13 protein-coding genes are annotated in these 16,220 nt (G+C 58.7%); 8 read left to right on the forward strand and 5 right to left on the reverse strand.

Annotated elements, in window-relative coordinates; genetic code table 11:
- Positions 1-222 precede the first annotated feature (222 nt).
- From FJU30_RS19355 to rsmJ, 3 genes are all read left to right on the forward strand, one after another.
- Positions 223-513, forward strand: coding sequence for a DUF2623 family protein (locus tag FJU30_RS19355; RefSeq protein WP_150436611.1), 291 nt, complete (start codon positions 223-225; stop codon positions 511-513).
- 272 nt (positions 514-785) lie between these two features.
- Positions 786-2,828, forward strand: coding sequence for an oligopeptidase A (gene prlC / locus FJU30_RS19360; protein WP_150436612.1), 2,043 nt, complete (start codon positions 786-788; stop codon positions 2,826-2,828).
- Positions 2,825-3,571 (forward strand): 16S rRNA (guanine(1516)-N(2))-methyltransferase RsmJ, encoded by a 747-nt coding sequence (gene rsmJ / locus FJU30_RS19365; protein ID WP_150436613.1) that lies wholly within the window; start codon positions 2,825-2,827, stop codon positions 3,569-3,571. The genes prlC and rsmJ overlap by 4 nt, the downstream gene beginning before the upstream one ends.
- 657 nt (positions 3,572-4,228) lie before the next feature.
- Here the strand turns inward: rsmJ and uspA are convergent.
- Positions 4,229-4,690: a universal stress protein UspA gene (gene uspA / locus FJU30_RS19370; protein WP_150436614.1), complete on the reverse strand. Its 462-nt coding sequence runs from the start codon at positions 4,688-4,690 to the stop codon at positions 4,229-4,231.
- 541 nt (positions 4,691-5,231) lie between these two features.
- Here uspA and uspB point away from each other — a divergent pair.
- Entirely contained in the window at positions 5,232-5,567 is a 336-nt protein-coding gene (uspB, locus tag FJU30_RS19375) for a universal stress protein UspB (protein WP_150436615.1), read from the forward strand.
- A gap of 83 nt (positions 5,568-5,650) precedes the next feature.
- On the opposite strand, the gene pitA is transcribed toward uspB, so the two are convergent.
- Entirely contained in the window at positions 5,651-7,165 is a 1,515-nt protein-coding gene (gene pitA, locus FJU30_RS19380) for an inorganic phosphate transporter PitA (RefSeq protein WP_150436616.1), read from the reverse strand.
- Positions 7,166-7,453: 288 nt separating this feature from the next.
- Here pitA and FJU30_RS19385 point away from each other — a divergent pair, with 288 nt between their 5' ends.
- Positions 7,454-8,653: a BaiN/RdsA family NAD(P)/FAD-dependent oxidoreductase gene (locus tag FJU30_RS19385; protein WP_150436617.1), complete on the forward strand. Its 1,200-nt coding sequence runs from the start codon at positions 7,454-7,456 to the stop codon at positions 8,651-8,653.
- A gap of 404 nt (positions 8,654-9,057) precedes the next feature.
- On the opposite strand, the gene FJU30_RS19390 is transcribed toward FJU30_RS19385, so the two are convergent.
- Entirely contained in the window at positions 9,058-10,206 is a 1,149-nt protein-coding gene (locus FJU30_RS19390) for a Gfo/Idh/MocA family protein (protein WP_150436618.1), read from the reverse strand.
- Positions 10,207-10,511: 305 nt separating this feature from the next.
- Between FJU30_RS19390 and FJU30_RS19395 the strand changes: the two genes are divergently transcribed.
- Together FJU30_RS19395 and FJU30_RS19400 are read left to right on the forward strand one after the other, a co-directional pair.
- Complete coding sequence (locus tag FJU30_RS19395; RefSeq protein WP_150436619.1) at positions 10,512-11,399, forward strand: BadF/BadG/BcrA/BcrD ATPase family protein; 888 nt, start codon at positions 10,512-10,514, stop codon at positions 11,397-11,399.
- A gap of 72 nt (positions 11,400-11,471) precedes the next feature.
- Positions 11,472-12,584, forward strand: a complete 1,113-nt coding sequence (locus tag FJU30_RS19400; protein ID WP_150436620.1) for an ROK family transcriptional regulator — start codon at positions 11,472-11,474, stop codon at positions 12,582-12,584.
- Positions 12,585-12,610: 26 nt separating this feature from the next.
- On the opposite strand, the gene FJU30_RS19405 is transcribed toward FJU30_RS19400, so the two are convergent.
- A complete protein-coding gene (locus tag FJU30_RS19405; RefSeq protein ID WP_150436621.1) occupies positions 12,611-13,711 on the reverse strand; it encodes an ABC transporter ATP-binding protein in 1,101 nt (366 codons plus the stop codon).
- An 11-nt stretch (positions 13,712-13,722) separates the two neighbouring features.
- Positions 13,723-14,325 (reverse strand): GNAT family N-acetyltransferase, encoded by a 603-nt coding sequence (locus FJU30_RS19410; RefSeq protein WP_150436622.1) that lies wholly within the window; start codon positions 14,323-14,325, stop codon positions 13,723-13,725.
- Between the two features lie 549 nt (positions 14,326-14,874).
- On the opposite strand from FJU30_RS19410, the gene FJU30_RS19415 reads away from it, so the two are divergent.
- The gene (locus tag FJU30_RS19415; RefSeq protein ID WP_223881644.1) at positions 14,875-16,218 is read left to right on the forward strand and encodes an extracellular solute-binding protein; all 1,344 of its coding nucleotides are present in this window, start codon (positions 14,875-14,877) and stop codon (positions 16,216-16,218) included.
- The last annotated feature ends 2 nt before the right edge of the window (positions 16,219-16,220 follow it).

Here is a 16,220-nt window from a genome sequence, read left to right on the forward strand (position 1 = left end):
GACGGTGCAACCTTTGCCGGTGCGCAGATGCAGACATCAGCGGCATTATAAAGTGAAAACGCACGGAGGGTTACCGCAGATACGTCGCTGGCGGATGAAAGGCCGACGCTGGTCGCGGCTGGCTTCTGAACACAAAACGCGCCGATTCTGCACGCGAGGTATTACATCGACGGATTCATCGCTGTATTATTCATTATATAACGAATGACGGCGCGACCCAGTATGAACAATCACTTTGGTAACGGTATCCAGGCGGGATTACAGGCGCAACAGCCCATATCCCCGCATGAAATCAGCCAATACTGCCCCGATTACCGGCGCGGCTATGTATGCGGCTATGCCTGGCAATTGGCTGAATCCCGCAACGATCGCCAGCAAGCCGCATTCGAGGCCGGGATTCTGTCTCGCCGCTACGGACTGGATCGCGACAGGGTGGCGGAGTTTTTTACCGAATATGGCAATCCGCACACCGTGCATTTTTTCTACGCCGGTTACGACAGCGCCGACGACTGAATTCCGCCGGGCGCGGCGCAGAGTGCCGCCGGCCGTCGCATCCGCCGGCGCGTTATCCCCGCATGGATGCCTTCGTCATCCCTTTGCCATTGGTTTTCGCTCGCCAGGCGCGCCGCGGCCCCACGCCGTGCCGGTCTGAGCGGACCGGCAATGTTCGTGCAACCATTGATTTTCACTACACTTACCCTCATGTTATTCATTAATACGTCATTTATGCCCGTCCGGTCAGCGAAGACGGCAGGACGGCACACAACGATAATCAGGACTGAGCCATGACAAATCCATTACTCGCATCCTTTACCCTTCCCCCTTTTTCCTCCATTACAACCGATGACATTGTTCCCGCCGTGACGGCCGCGCTGCAGACGTGCCGCGAAACCGTGGAGCGCGTGGTGGCTCAACCCGGCGATTTTACCTGGGACAATCTGTGCCAGCCGCTGGCTGAAAGCGGCGATCGCCTGAGCCGCATCTTTTCACCCATCGGTCACCTCAATTCGGTGAAAAACAGCCCGGAACTGCGCGCCGCCTATGAGCAGTGCCTGCCGCTGCTGTCCGAATACGGAACATGGGTCGGCCAGCACAAAGGGCTGTACCAGGCATATCGCAATCTGCGCGACGGCGAACATTACGCCGCGCTTAACACCGCGCAGAAAAAGGCGGTCGATAACGCGCTGCGCGATTTCGAGCTGTCCGGCATTGGCTTGCCGGAAGCGCAACAGAAACGCTATGGTGAAATCTCCGCACGCCTGTCGGAACTGAGCTCGCAGTTCAGCAACAATGTGCTGGACGCCACCATGGCGTGGAGCAAACTGATCACCGACGTCAGCGAACTCGACGGCATGCCGGAAAGCGCGCTGGCCGCCGCCAAAGCGCAGGCCGAAGCCAGGGAGCTGGACGGCTGGCTGCTGACGCTGGATATTCCCAGCTATCTGCCGGTGATGACCTACTGCACCAACCAGGCGCTGCGCGAAGAGATTTACCGCGCTTACTCCACTCGCGCCTCCGATCAGGGGCCGAACGCCGGGAAATGGGACAACAGCGACGTGATGGCGGAAAAAATGGCGCTGCGCCACGAACTGGCTCAGTTGCTGGGTTTTGACAGCTATGCGCATAAATCGCTGGTCACTAAAATGGCCGAAAATCCAAACCAGGTTATCGATTTTCTGACCGACCTGGCTAAGCGCGCCCGTCCGCAAGCCGAAGAGGAATTGGCGCAGCTGCGTGAATTCGCACGCCAGAACTATGGCGTGACGGATCTGCAGCCGTGGGATATCACCTACTACAGCGAGCAGCAAAAACAGCACCTGTATTCCATCAGCGATGAGCAACTGCGCCCTTATTTTCCGGAGCAGCGCGTGCTGGAAGGGCTGTTTGAAGTAGTGAACCGTATCTATGGCATTCGCGCCAGCGAACGCCACGATGTGGAGGTATGGCATCCGGACGTGCGCTTCTTCGATCTGTTCGATGAGAGCGGCGAACTGCGCGGCAGCTTCTATCTCGATCTGTATGCCCGCGAGCACAAACGCGGCGGCGCCTGGATGGATGATTGCGTCGGCCAGATGCGCAAGCAGAACGGCGAGTTGCAGAAACCCGTGGCCTATCTGACCTGTAACTTCAACCGGCCGGTCAACGGCAAGCCGGCGCTGTTTACCCATGACGAAGTCACCACGCTGTTCCACGAATTCGGCCACGGCCTGCACCACATGCTGACGCGAATCGATACCGCCAGCGTGGCGGGCATCAGCGGCGTACCGTGGGATGCGGTCGAACTGCCCAGCCAGTTTATGGAAAACTGGTGCTGGGAGCCGGAGGCGCTGGCCTTTATTTCCGGCCATTATGAAACCGGCGAACCGCTGCCGCAGGCGCTGCTCGACAAAATGCTGGCGGCGAAGAACTATCAGGCGGCGCTGTTTATCCTGCGTCAGCTGGAATTCGGCCTGTTTGATTTCCGTCTGCATGCGGAATTCGATCCGGCGAAGGGCGCGCAGATTCTGCCGACGCTGGCCGAGGTCAAAGCGCAGGTCGCCGTGGTGCCCAGCCCGTCGTGGGGCCGTTTCCCGCACGCCTTCAGCCATATCTTCGCCGGCGGCTACGCCGCAGGCTACTACAGCTACCTGTGGGCGGACGTTCTGGCGGCAGATGCCTTTTCACGCTTTGAGGAGGAAGGCATCTTCAACCGCGCCACCGGCCAGTCATTCCTCGACAACATCCTGACGCGCGGCGGTTCGGAAGAGCCGATGACGCTGTTTAAACGCTTCCGCGGCCGCGAACCGCAACTGGACGCCATGCTGCGTCACTACGGCATTCGTGGATGAATATCGGGTTACAGGCGGAGGACGGCGCCGATCCGGCCACGCTAACGGCGCTGGCGACGCGCTGGGGATTGCGGCACGATGCCGCGGCGACGATGACGCTGGTGTTGACCCCCGGTCGGCTGGAGTTGCGTAAAAGCGACGAGCCCAAACTGGGCGCGATTTACGTCGATTTTGTCGCCGGCCCGCTGGCGCACCGCCGCCGTTTCGGCGGCGGACGCGGCGAAGCCGTAGCGAAGGCGATCGGGATTAAGGGCGATTATCTGCCGGACGTGGTGGATGCCACCGCCGGCCTCGGCCGCGACGCCTTTGTGCTGGCCGCGCTCGGCTGCCGGGTGCGGATGATCGAGCGCAATCCGGCAGTGGCGGCGCTGCTGGACGACGGGCTAACGCGCGGTTATCAGGATGCGGAGATCGGAGGCTGGCTACGCCAGCGCCTGACGCTGCTGCACTCATCCAGTCTGACGGCGCTGGCGGATCTCGCGCCGCGCCCGGATGTGGTCTACCTCGATCCGATGTATCCTCACAGGCAAAAGAGCGCGCTGGTGAAAAAAGAGATGCGGGTGTTTCAGTCGCTGGTGGGCAGCGACGCCGACGCCGACGGCCTGCTGGAGCCGGCGCGCCGGCTGGCGCGCAAACGCGTCGTGGTCAAACGGCCGGACTACGCCGCTCCGCTGGCCGATGTGGCGGCGCATGCCTCCGCCACGACTAAAAATCACCGCTTCGATATTTATATGCCGCTATAGCCAAAATAATTCGAGTTGCAGAAAGGCGGTAACGCGGCGACAACGAATGTGTCCAGCCGCCGGCTGATCTTCGGTGGGAAACAGGATGCCGCTCATTAATCCCCGGCAGCTTAGCGCAGTCAGTGACGGAGTGAGCGACAGATCCGCCGGGAGCAGAGTTGAACGCCGCCGCCGGCCCGGCAGGAGCGATCCCCATGGACGGGCGAGCAACAAAACCGATGCGCCTGCGGCTTGAGGTATGAAGGGGATATAGCCGAATAATTCGAGGGGCTGGACAAAACATTACTGTTTTGAACAAAGACAACGCGTCGCCTTTTGATGGGCGAGGCGCATAAATACGCCTCATAACGCGGTAAAGGCAAAAGAATGCAAATCCGTCGGCAACGCATTTAAACACCGCTGGCGACGGCCGCGCAGGGGAAAGGACCCGGCGCGGGCCGCATCGTCAGGCGCCGCCAACGGGCCTGCAACCTGAAGTATGGCGAGTATAAACCACACGAGGCCGGCATAACCGGCCTCGTGCATTCATCGGCGGCACGTACTCGCTTCTCCGCCAGCACCGCTTAGCTGAGAAGAAAAAAACCGACCCTGTTACCCATTAATCACACCGACACGAGCACAACCAGACCACAGCGTCGGCTATTGACGCGATACGGCTTATTCCGCCGCCTCTTCCTCTTCGCCGTCTTCATCATCATCGCGCAGCGGCACAATCAGCATATCAATATGAACCGTATTGATCAGCTGGCGCGCTGACGACATCAGCTTGCTCCAGAAGTCCTGGTGGTGGCCGCACAGCACCAGGTCCATATCGTATTTCTTGATGGCGTCCACCAGCACCTGCCCCAGATCGCCGCTGCCGCTCAGCGTTTCCGTAATAGGATAACCGGCATTGTCGGACAGATCTTTCAGCGCGTTTTGCGTTTCTTCGGAAATACGCTGCTGCATATTGCCCAGATTGACATCAATCAGGCCGGTATAGAGATCGGAGTAATTCACATCTACATGGATCAGGGAAACTTTAGCATTGTAAGGCCGAGCCATGGAAACCGCTTTTTCCACCAATACCTTGCTTTCCGGAGAAAGATCAACAGCAATGAGAATATGTTTATAAGCCATAATAAGACTCCTTCCGTAAAGACTAATTAATGGGTCAGCAGAGAGTTTGCCTGCCTGGCCGCGACTAAACCATTGTCAGTATGATATCACTCTGCCGCTTTAATGATATGTTCATCGGATCACAACACCGTATTTTCTCCGGAAAGCCGGAAAAAAGGCCACCGGAAATGCTGTTTCCCAACTCCGTGAAACCGCCAACTCATCAGAATATCTTATGAGTATAGTTGATGGCGGACTGGCCCGACACCAGCCCAGTCAGTCCGCGCCAACAGGCCTTTTCCGCCGACATCAGCCTTTTAGCGAACTTATTAACGCACGCTGGAAAAAAAATAAATTCATCTTCTACAATAAAGGTTGAGGACGTCTGCCTCTGGTGGTAAGAAAAAAGAGAGGGCGCAGACAATATGGCCCAGGCCGACGCCGTCATCCGGCGACCAATCATTGCAGGAATCGCTTGTCGTATGCATTATCCGCAGACTTCCCGTCAGCCATAGCCGCATATCGCCGGCAGCCCTGACGGATTGCTTATCGGGAGGGGAATATGATCAGTACATTGGCGCTGTTCTGGGCTTTGTGTGTTGTCTGTATCATCAACATGATCCGCTACTATTCTTCCCTGCGTGTGTTACTGCTGGTACTGCGGGACTGCGATCCGCTGCTGTACCAGTACGTCGACGGACGCGGTTTCTTCACCTCCCACGGCCAGCCCAGCAAACAGCTGCGTCTGGTGCGCTATATTTTCGCCCAGCGCTATCTGGAACACCACGATCCCGAGTTTATGCGGCGCTGCGAGCGGGTGCGCCGACAGTTTCTGTTGACCAGCGCGTTGTGCGGCCTGGTGTTGGTAAGCTTGCTCTCTATGGTGATTTGGTACTGAAGACGGCAACGGCCGGAAAAGAGGCGGGAAGCGGGCACAAGAAAAAGGCGACCTTTCGATCGCCTGTTCATGACAGCAAAACATCAGATAATTTTCAGCGCCAGCCAGTACAGCGAACCGGATAGCAGAATCGACACCGGCAGGGTAAATATCCAGGCCAGCAAAATGTTCTTCACCGTTTTTCCCTGTACGCCGCCGCCGTCCACAATCATGGTGCCGGCAACCGCCGAAGAGAGTACGTGCGTGGTGGATACCGGCATCCCGGTATAGCTGGCCACCCCGATGGACAGCGCCGCCGTCACCTGCGCGGACACGCCCTGCGCATAGGTCATGCCTTTCTTACCGATTTTCTCGCCGATGGTGGTCGCCACGCGGCGCCAGCCGACCATCGTCCCCAGCGACAGCGCCAGCGCCACCGCCACGATGATCCACAGCGGCGCGTACTCTACGGTCTGCAGTATATCTTGACGCAGATTATTCAGATAACGCCGATCGTCGTAAGAGGTTTCCGGCAGCTTAACGGCCTTATCCACCGTGTCGGCGATGCACATCAGCAAGCGGCGCATCTGCCCGCGCTGGTCAACCGTCAGTTGCTGATAACCCTGCAGGTCGCGCAGCAGATCCAGCGTATGGTTAATCGCGATCGGCGCGCGCGAACTGTCGCAGTGAAAATCCTGCGTCGAGTTAATCGGGGAAGGGATGGTTTCATCCGGCGAAGGCACCAGCGGCGGCGGCGACAGATCGATAACGTGCGCCAGCATGTCGCCATGCTGCTGATAATACTGCTGCAGATGGATAACCGCATCGCGGGTACGGGCGATGTCATAGCCGGTGGAGTTCATGTTAACCACGAAGCCGGCCGGCGCCACCCCAATCAACACCAGCATAATCAGGCCGATGCCTTTCTGACCATCATTCGCGCCGTGTGAAAAACTCACCCCGACGGCCGAAAGAATCAGCGCGGTACGCGTCCAGAACGGCGGTTTACGCTTGCCATCCTGTTTCTCGCGTTCAGCCGGGGTCAGGTGAACGCGTTTACGCTTTTTATTCCCGCTCCAGAAACAACGCAGCAGGAACACCATCCCGCCGGCAATCGCCAGACCAACCAGAGGAGACAGAATCAAAGACAGGAAAATACCGAGCATTTTCGGCACGTTGAGCGCATCCACCACAGAGGTATGGGTCAGCAACGCATTGGTCAGGCCGATACCGATAATGGCGCCGATGAGCGTATGCGAACTGGAGGCGGGCAAACCAAAATACCAGGTTCCCAGGTTCCAGATAATCGCCGCCAGCAGCATGGAAAACACCATGGCCAGACCGTGAGCGGAACTCACATTCAATAGCAGGTCGGTTGGTAAAAGATGAACAATGGCATAAGCAACGCTTAAACCACCTAAAATTACGCCCAGGAAGTTAAATACCCCGGCCATCACTACGGCCAGTTGAGCGCGCATCGCTCGGGTATAAATAACAGTAGCAACCGCATTGGCTGTATCGTGAAAGCCGTTGATGGCTTCGTAAAACAAGACAAAAATCAATGCTAATATCAACAGCAGGCCGGTGTGATAATCCAGTCCGGCAAATAAATGTAACATAAGCGTTAGGCCATTAGTGGTCATGAACGCGGCGCATTATCAGCGACAAGCAGGGGTATGGAAAAGGGAAATATGAACTTTTTTTGACGTAATCTATACATGACATCATATACATATGTAATTAATACATAAATTTCATAATGTTATAGTTTTTTACCAAAAATCGCATTTTGTTACTTAGCCGATCGCCGCGCTGAAGACGCCGTGCGCCGCGACGCGCGACGCTGGAGCCGACACCGGTTAACCCGCTATAATCCGCCGCCGATGCCGGATAAAAACAGAGGTTTTGTGGAACAATTCGATGTAGTAATCATTGGCGCGGGCGCGGCGGGGCTGTTTTGCGCCGCTCAGGCCGGACAGAGAGGACTCAGGGTCTTGCTGCTCGATAACGGCAAAAAACCCGGCCGTAAAATTCTGATGTCCGGCGGCGGACGCTGCAATTTTACTAATCTGAATATCGAGCCGGCCGCCTATCTTTCGGCTAATCCGCATTTCTGCAAATCCGCCCTTGCCCGCTATACCCAGTGGGATTTCATCGATCTGGTCAACCGACACGGCATAGCCTGGCATGAAAAAACGCTCGGCCAGCTATTCTGCGACGATTCCGCTCGCCAGATCGTCGATATGCTGGTCAACGAGTGCGACCAGGCGACGGTCACCCTGTCGATGTCCAGCGAGGTGCTGTCGGTCACCCGCCAGCCGCAAGGCTTTATGCTGCAGCTTAACCAGCGCGCGGTATTCTGCCCGCAGTTGGTCATCGCCAGCGGCGGATTATCCATGCCGGGGCTGGGCGCCAGCCCCTTCGGTTATCAGCTGGCCGAACAGTTCGGCATAAACATTCAGCCCACGCGCGCCGCACTGGTGCCTTTTACCCTGCACAAACCGTTACTGGAACAGCTACAACCGCTGTCGGGGGTCACGGTGCCGGCGGTCGTTACCGCAGAGAACGGCAGCCGTTTCCGGGAAAATATCCTGTTCACCCATCGCGGCCTGTCCGGCCCCGCGATCCTGCAGATCTCCAGTTACTGGCATCCCGGCGAATTTGTCAGCATCGATCTGCTGCCGGATCTCGATCTGGCGGCGCAGCTGGAAGCGCAGCGTCAGGCTCATCCAAATCAAAGCCTGAAAAACACGCTGGCGCTGTGGCTGCCGAAACGCCTGACCGAAATGCTGCAAACCCTGGGACAGATTCCCGACGTTTCGCTGCGCCAGTTAAACAGCGCGCAGCAGCAACAGCTGGAGCTTAATCTGCACCAGTGGCGGGTACAGCCTAACGGCACCGAAGGCTACCGTACGGCGGAAGTCACGCTCGGCGGCGTCGACACCCACGCGCTCTCGTCTAAAACCATGGAGGCCAGACAGGTGCCCGGCCTGTATTTTATCGGCGAAGTGGTGGATGTAACCGGCTGGCTGGGCGGCTATAACTTTCAGTGGGCCTGGAGCTCCGCCTGGGCCTGCGCGCAGGCGCTGCCATACCCGCTAAAATAATGACAGTGATGCTTTTTAACCGGAGCGCGTCGGCGCAGGAGCGACACAGGCCGCGCCTGAATAACTTCGCATAATAGCGCGATGGCGCCTTGTCAGTGCCGGCGGCAATGCCGAGCAGGATGAAGCTTCATTGTGCGAGATTTTTTAGAAACGGGGGCCGATACCTGCGCCGACGCCATTGATATTAAGGTCGTTAAGCCGCTCGCCCTGGCGGCGGGCGTCAGTCAAAAGGTAATACGGCGACCCAAACCAGCCAGGTCCGCGCCGAACAGCCGGATTCGCCGTCATTCTCACCGTCATCATGCCGCGCCGGCATGTTCGACGCCGGCTAAAACAGAGAGGCCGACGGTATTGTTAAAACGCGGCGCAAGGCCCGGACATGGGGTCAGAGAAAAGGCACGCGGCTATTTCCCCAGGCAGGCGTCAAATTGTTCCCAGCACCCGGTCATATCAATGACAGCTCCCCGCTTGCGCGCTTCATCAATTTTGATAGCGGTAAGACCCGCCTCCAGCGCGTCGATAACCGAAACCTTTAGCGGCGTACCCTGTTTGAAATGCCTGACGATCTCTTCCGCCATCAGCGCGTCGGCGCCGTAATGGCCGTCGTAGGCGCTGCCTTCATAACGAATATCCTGAGTTTGCTGGCCGGTGCGCGCATCGTGCACCCGAAAAAAATTGCGCACGAAATCCCCTTCCGCCATGCCGTCGGTGCCCATCACGCAGAAACGGCGGAATTCATCGGGTACGTTGAGGTTGGCGTGAAACGCCAGCGTCGCGCCGCCGGCATATTCAATGAGGGCGGTCTGGTAATCGACGATATCGGCGTCGCTGTCAAACACGGCGGTCGTGGCGGACCAGCCGCTGGGTTTCTCATGGTAGACCTCCGAATCCGGGGTGACCGCGCCGGAAGGCGCATGCTGCGGCGTGAAGGACTTGCGGCCGCCAAAGCTGGCGACCCGCACCGGCCGCTGCCCCACCAGTCCCTGATACAGGTCGATATCATGGCAGCACTTTTCCAGAATATAAGGGCCGGCGTAACGCTCGTAGCGCCGCCAGTCGCGCATAAAAAAAGCGCCGTGATAGGGTTTGATGTGTTCGGTCGCTTCGATCGAGGCGATCTCGCCCAGGCGATTTTCATCGCGCGCCCTGAGCAGATCGCGATACAGCGGTGAATAACGCAGCACCAGTCCGACCAGAACCTTGTGCTGACCGTACTGCCTCACCAACTGCGCCAGCGCCAGCGTCTGCGCTTCGTCAATCACCACCGGTTTTTCAGTAAAGACGGTATAGCCCGCTGCCAGCCCCTGACGAATGTGCTCCAGATGCATGAAGTTAGGCGAGCCGACCATCAGTATGTCGAAACCGCCGGCCGTCAGCAATGCGTCCAGCGAGTCGTAAGCAGTACCGGCGTCAATGCCGAACTGTTGCATATTGGGCAGCCCCGCGGGCGCCGGATCCGCATAACCCACCACGGAAAAATCGGGATCGGCGTTGGCAAACTCTTTGACCACGTTCGAGAGACGAAAACCCAGACCGACGATACCTGCTTTCATTTTACTGCCCCCTGGCTGACCAGACGTGCCGGGCGTCGCGCGCGATCCGCGGTGAAGACGAACGCGGGCCGCGCGGCGCTGCTGATTATCTGACCTCCAACTTATTACGACAGAAAAAGTAATGTCAATAAAAAACAATAAGGGTGTAAATAAACAAAATTTATCACAATGAAAATTATGGGTTTTACCTTAAACCACACTGCCATATTTATTTGTTATTGCGATTTAATTTTTTTTCCCCTATCTTTTCGCACATTATTGCGTCGATTTATATACCCTGGCGAGCCGATGGCGGGAGGACAAGCGTGCAATCACAATATCTGCTCGGCATTGACGGCGGCGGAACGCATTGCCGCGCCCGACTGACCGATATCCAGGGAAAATGGCTGGCCGAATGCAGCGCCGGCCCGGCCAATATCTTTACCGACTATGACGAAGCGCTCGGCACCGCGCTGCGGCTGGCTGAAGAAACCCTGCGCAAGGCGGCGTTACCGGCCGGCGCGCTGGCGCATACCGTCGCGGTGATGGGCTTCGCCGGCGCCAACGTCGCCTCGCTGCGCCAGCGCCTGCGGAGCTGGCAGCCCCCTTTCGCCCGGTATCAGGCCTTCTCCGATGTTGAGATCGCCTGTATCGGCGCGCACCGCGGCGCACCGGGCGCCGTGCTGATCGCCGGTACCGGCAGCCAGGGCGTCGCCTGGGACGGCCGGGCATTTCACTCGATCGGCGGCTGGGGCTTCGCGCTGTCCGATCAGGGTTCCGGCGCGCAGCTGGGCAGAAGCGCTCTGCGCCACGCGCTGATGGCCCATGAAGGCCTTACGCCCGTCACGCCGTTTACCCAGGCCGTGATGGCGCACTTCTCGCACGAGGCCGAAAAGATGCTTTTGTGGTCGCAGGGCGCCGGGCCGGCCGACTGGGCCGCCTTCTCGCCCCAGGTATTCGATTACGCCGCGCGTCAGGATGAGGCGGCCGTCGCGCTAGTTAACAACACCGCGCAGGAGATCGCCGTCCTGATACGGGCGCTGGCGCACCGCGGGCAAGGGCGGCTGTCGCTGATGGGCGGGCTGGCGCAACCGGTGACGCCCTGGCTTCCGGCGGCGGTTCGGGATAAATTAACCTCTGCGCAGGGAGATGCACTCAGCGGCGCGCTTCAGCTGGCCGCCCGGTGCTATCGGGAGCCACATCCCGCCCGCTGATACCAGAGCGGCGGTCAGCGGCCCAGCCATACACAGCAATTAACCTTCCAGGGAAAACAGAACAGAGAACGTATGACGGCTCCGAATATAACCGCACGCATATTGCGACTGATTGTTGAGCACTCCCCCGTCAGCCAGTCCGACCTGAAAGTCCGCAGCGGACTGAGCATGTCGACCGTGTCGCAGGCGACCAACCGGCTGCTTTCCCAGGGCGTTATTCACGAACTGGGGCTGCGGAGAGTGTCGATGGGCCGCCCCAAAACCCTGCTCGGCCTGCGGCCGGATTACGCCACGGTGGTCGGCATTCAGCTCAATGCCGAACGCAACCTTATTGTGATGACGGACCTGGCCGGCAACCTGCTGGGCGAACAGCAGATTCCGTCCGGCGAACTGACCCCGCGCCAGCTGGGCGACGCCCTGGCGAAATTTCTGCGCACGGTGGAGGATAAACGCGTAGGCGCCATCGGTCTGGCGCTGTCCGGCCTGGTCGATCCGGCGAACGGCAGCTGTATTCGTTCCAAAGTGCTCGACTGGGATAATGTCCCGATCGCCCAAATGCTGGAAGCGCGTTTTTCCCTGCCGGTCTTTATCGAAAACGACGCCAACGCCATGGCGATGGCGGCGCTGGTATTCGGTCAACTGGGCAACGCCCGTTCGGCGATCATCGCGACTTACGGCAAAGGCATCGGCGCCGGCATTATTATCGACCGCCAGCTCTATCGCGGCCGCCACGGCAAAGCCGGCGAAATCGGCAATGCTCTGCTGGGCGACGGCTCCCGCCGGTTGCTGGAAGAGGTGGCGTCGTCGCGGGCCATCCTGCAGAAAATCGCCGGCGCGTCCGGCGAAGAGGCGCCGGCCAACCTGCTGCAGCTCGATCAGCGGCCCGACGCCGGCGTGCTGGAGACGCTGGCCGAAGCCGGCCATCATCTGGGCATGTCGCTGGCCAATCTGTCGGTGGCGTTCGATCCGGACGTGGTTTATCTGGCAATGGAGCCGCAGATGGCCTCGCGTATTTTTCTCGATCAGGTCAGCCAAAGCTTTCAGACCTATCGCCTGAGCCTGACCCCGCAAAAAACCCCGCTGCAGTTCCTGACCGAATCGAACCGGATGTGGGCGCTGGGGGCGGCCGGATTCGCCGTTAACAAGCTGCTGGATATCCTTTCCGCCGAAGCGGACGAAGAATAGCCGCCCGGCGGGCGGCAGGGGCGGCGCTAACGAAGTCGCGCGCCGTCTTTATCGAACAGCAGACAATTGGCCGGGTCCAGCGCATAGCGAACGGCATCCCCGGTTTGCGCCTCAACGGCGCCGCGTTGCTCAATCACCAGCAGTTCATCGCCGCAGCCGGCCAGATTCAGATAGAGGTAGTTGGTGTGGCCCAGTTTCTCGATAAACGACACGTCGCCGCTGAAACATGGCTGCGCGGCGTGCGTAGCGTCGGGAAGGCGGAAATGCTCAGGCCGGATACCAAGCCGAACCTCCTGCCCCGGCGCGCAAGACGACGTCAACGGCAGCGACAGCGAATCCATCCCCAGCGCGGGAACGCTGAGCCGAACCTCGCCGGCCTGCGCCGCCGTTACCCGCGCGGCCAGAAAATTGATCTTCGGCGAGCCGATAAAGCCGGCGACAAAGGCGTTATCCGGGTCGTTGTACAGCGAGAGCGGCGCGCCGACCTGCTCGACTCGCCCCTGACGCAGCACCACGATCCGATCGGCCAGGGTCATGGCCTCCAGCTGATCGTGAGTGACATAAATCATGGTATTGCCGAGCGCAGCGTGCAGCCGGGCGATTTCGATACGCATCTGCAGCCGTAATTCGGCGTCAAGGTTGGACAAAGGCTCATCGAATAAAAAGATGCGCGGCTGGCGGATAATGGCGCGCCCAATGGCCACCCGCTGGCGCTGACCGCCCGACAGCGCTCTGGGCAACCGGTCCAGCAGTTCGCTGAGATGGAGCCGGGCGGCGGTGGCGGCGATCGCCCGGGCGATCTCGTCCTTCGGCCGCTTCGCCACTTCCAGCGGATAAGCCAAATTGCCGCGCACCGTCATATTGGGATAAAGCGCATAGGACTGGAATACCATGGCGATACCGCGTTCGGTGGCGGGTTGATGGGTCATGTCCTTACCGTCAATCAACATCTGCCCGCCGGAAATCTCCTCCAGCCCGGCGATCATTCTCAACAGCGTCGACTTACCGCAGCCGGACGGGCCGACAAACACCACGAACTCCCCGCTTTCAATGACCAGATCGATCCCGGGAATGACGTTAACGTGCTCATAAGACTTCTTTACATCTTTTAAGTGCAGTCTGGTCATAGCCACCTCTGTCAGAGTGTCTGGCCCATATAGATCGCATTGCTGCGCAGGATATGCTGAAAACCCAGCCGCTGATAAAATGCGCAGACCTTTTCATTCTGCAGACTGGCGCCGAGGTGAACCCCCTTCACGCCCGCAGAACGTAGCGTTTCCAGCTGTTTTTCAATCAGTTTTCTCCCCCAGCCGCTGCCCTGGGCTTCAGGCAACAAATTGATATGCAAATGCGCAGGCCAGTCCAGCGTCAGCCGTTCCGGCGTCAGCGCCGGCTGGTATATCGCGTCCAGCAATGGCTGGTCGAACGAGGTCACCGCCCGACGGCCGGCGTACGCTTCCCTTAACGCGGGCCACCATTGCGCTTCCAGCCTGGACTCGAAGGTCACGGTATCCGGCGTCGCCACCACATACCCGAGCACCCGTCCATCCCGTTCCATGACAAAGGCGAAACGCGGCTCAAGAACGGCGTAGGGCACCGAAAAGCGCTGCCCCGGATAGTGCGGATCCGAATACAACGCCGAGGCGTCGTCGCCGGCGTTGGCGGTGCGCAGGCAGATATCATACAGCGCCGGAATATCGGCTGCGCCGGCCAAACGAATACAGCCATCAGATACAGTCATAGATTCCTCTCGGTGGTCAGGATATGAGCGTTCACCACGTTAATTAAAGCGCACTTAGTTTTCAAGAAATAATAAATCTCATCGGACTTATTCCACGATCGATAAAACCCGGCGGCCCAAAGACCCCGAAAGCGGCAATCGGCGTTCGGTTATCAGCATGTTATCTTTAGCTTTTCACCCTGGCCCGCCGCGCGTTAAGCACAACAAGAACGGCTGTCCTGCGTCATCATAGGATTTTCATATTTCTTTTCAGTAGCTTGAAAGTGGTAAGACTGTTGATGTAAAGCGCACGTCGCGCAGCATCGCCAACCGCGTAGCGGAAAGCGATGGCCGGCAGGAAAAAGACGCCGACAGCAGGCAGATGAAACCGGATTTCTGCACGTAATCACAGATAACAAAAATGAAACAAACACCGTTTGATTTTATTTTTCACATGAAGTAAGTATAGAAAGCAGGCGAAATTTACCCCGTTCGCCATACCGCAACCAGCAGGGCAAGCGGTTGCCATGATGAAGGGATGCCCGACCAGCGTTGGAGATACCGAGCATTATGAGTAACACGCTTATGATTTCGCATTATGGCCGGGCGGCGGTCCGCCGGCTCTCTCGTCTGGCAACGGTCGGCATAGCCGCCGGTTTGTTTACGGCCGCGGCCCAGGCGATCACCATCAGCGAATGGGATATCTATACTTATCCCGATCAGACCAGCGCCGTTGATGCGGCGCTCAAAGACTTTTCCGCCCTTCACCCGGATATCACCATTCAACGCTCAGTGCATTCATTTGATGATACCCGCATCCCTCTGAAGCTTGCGCTGTCGAGCGGCGACGGCCCGCAGGTTTCCCACGTTAATCAGGGCGGCGGCGATATGGGGGCGCTGGTGAAGGATAAACTATTGCATCCGGTGGATGCCTACGCCGAGCGTTATGGCTGGAACAAACGCTTTCCTGAATCCATTCTGAAACGCAACCGCTGGTCCGACGCGCAGGAATTCGGCAGCGGCAAACTGTATGGCGTCGCCAGCCTGGGCGAGATGGTGGGCCTCTACTACAACAAGGCGCTGCTGGACAAAGCGGGCGTGGCGGTGCCGCAGACCCTGGACGAACTGCAGGACGCCATGGCAAAACTGCAGCAACAGGGCACCGCGCCGATGATGCTCGGCCTGCTGGACGGCAACATGGGCCAGCAGTTGCTGAGCACCCTGTGGGAAGCGCAAATCGACAGCGCCGATCGCAAAACGCTGGACGATCTGATTTACAACGTCGGCGGCAGTTTTAACGATGCGAAATTGATCAAAGCCGGCGCCATGATGCAGGACTGGAACAAGAAAGGGTTCTTCTTCCCCGGCTTCCAGGGCATCGGCGGCGATGACGCCGCATCCCTGTTCCAGAACGGACAGGCGGCGTTCCTGGTCAGCGGTACCTGGTATCTGGGACAGTTCAAAGGCAATAAAGACATCCATTTTGCCACCATGCCGAAGGGCGCCGGCGTCACGCACCCGCTGATGGTCGGCGGCACCGACCTTGCGTTTTCCATCACCAGCACCGCCAAAACTCAGCAACAGCGAGACGCGGCGGCGATTTTTATCGACTACATGGTGTCGGACAAGATGGCGGATCGCTGGCTGCAGGCCGGTTTTCTGCCGGCCAGCAGCCGGGCCGGAGCCGTCATTCCGGCGGATAACCCGCTGCTGGGCGAAGCCTGGCAGGTCTGGGTGGCGCTGAACCAGAACGACGGGTTGGGCCACTATATCGACTGGGCCACCCCGACCATGAACGCCGAGCTGAACCAAAATGTGCAGTTGCTGCTGGGCGATCGCCTGACGCCGGAAAAAATGGCGGCCAACTTCGACAGCAACTACGCCGGCTATCTGAAAACCCTGAAGAAACATTAACA

The organism is Affinibrenneria salicis, from assembly GCF_008710095.1.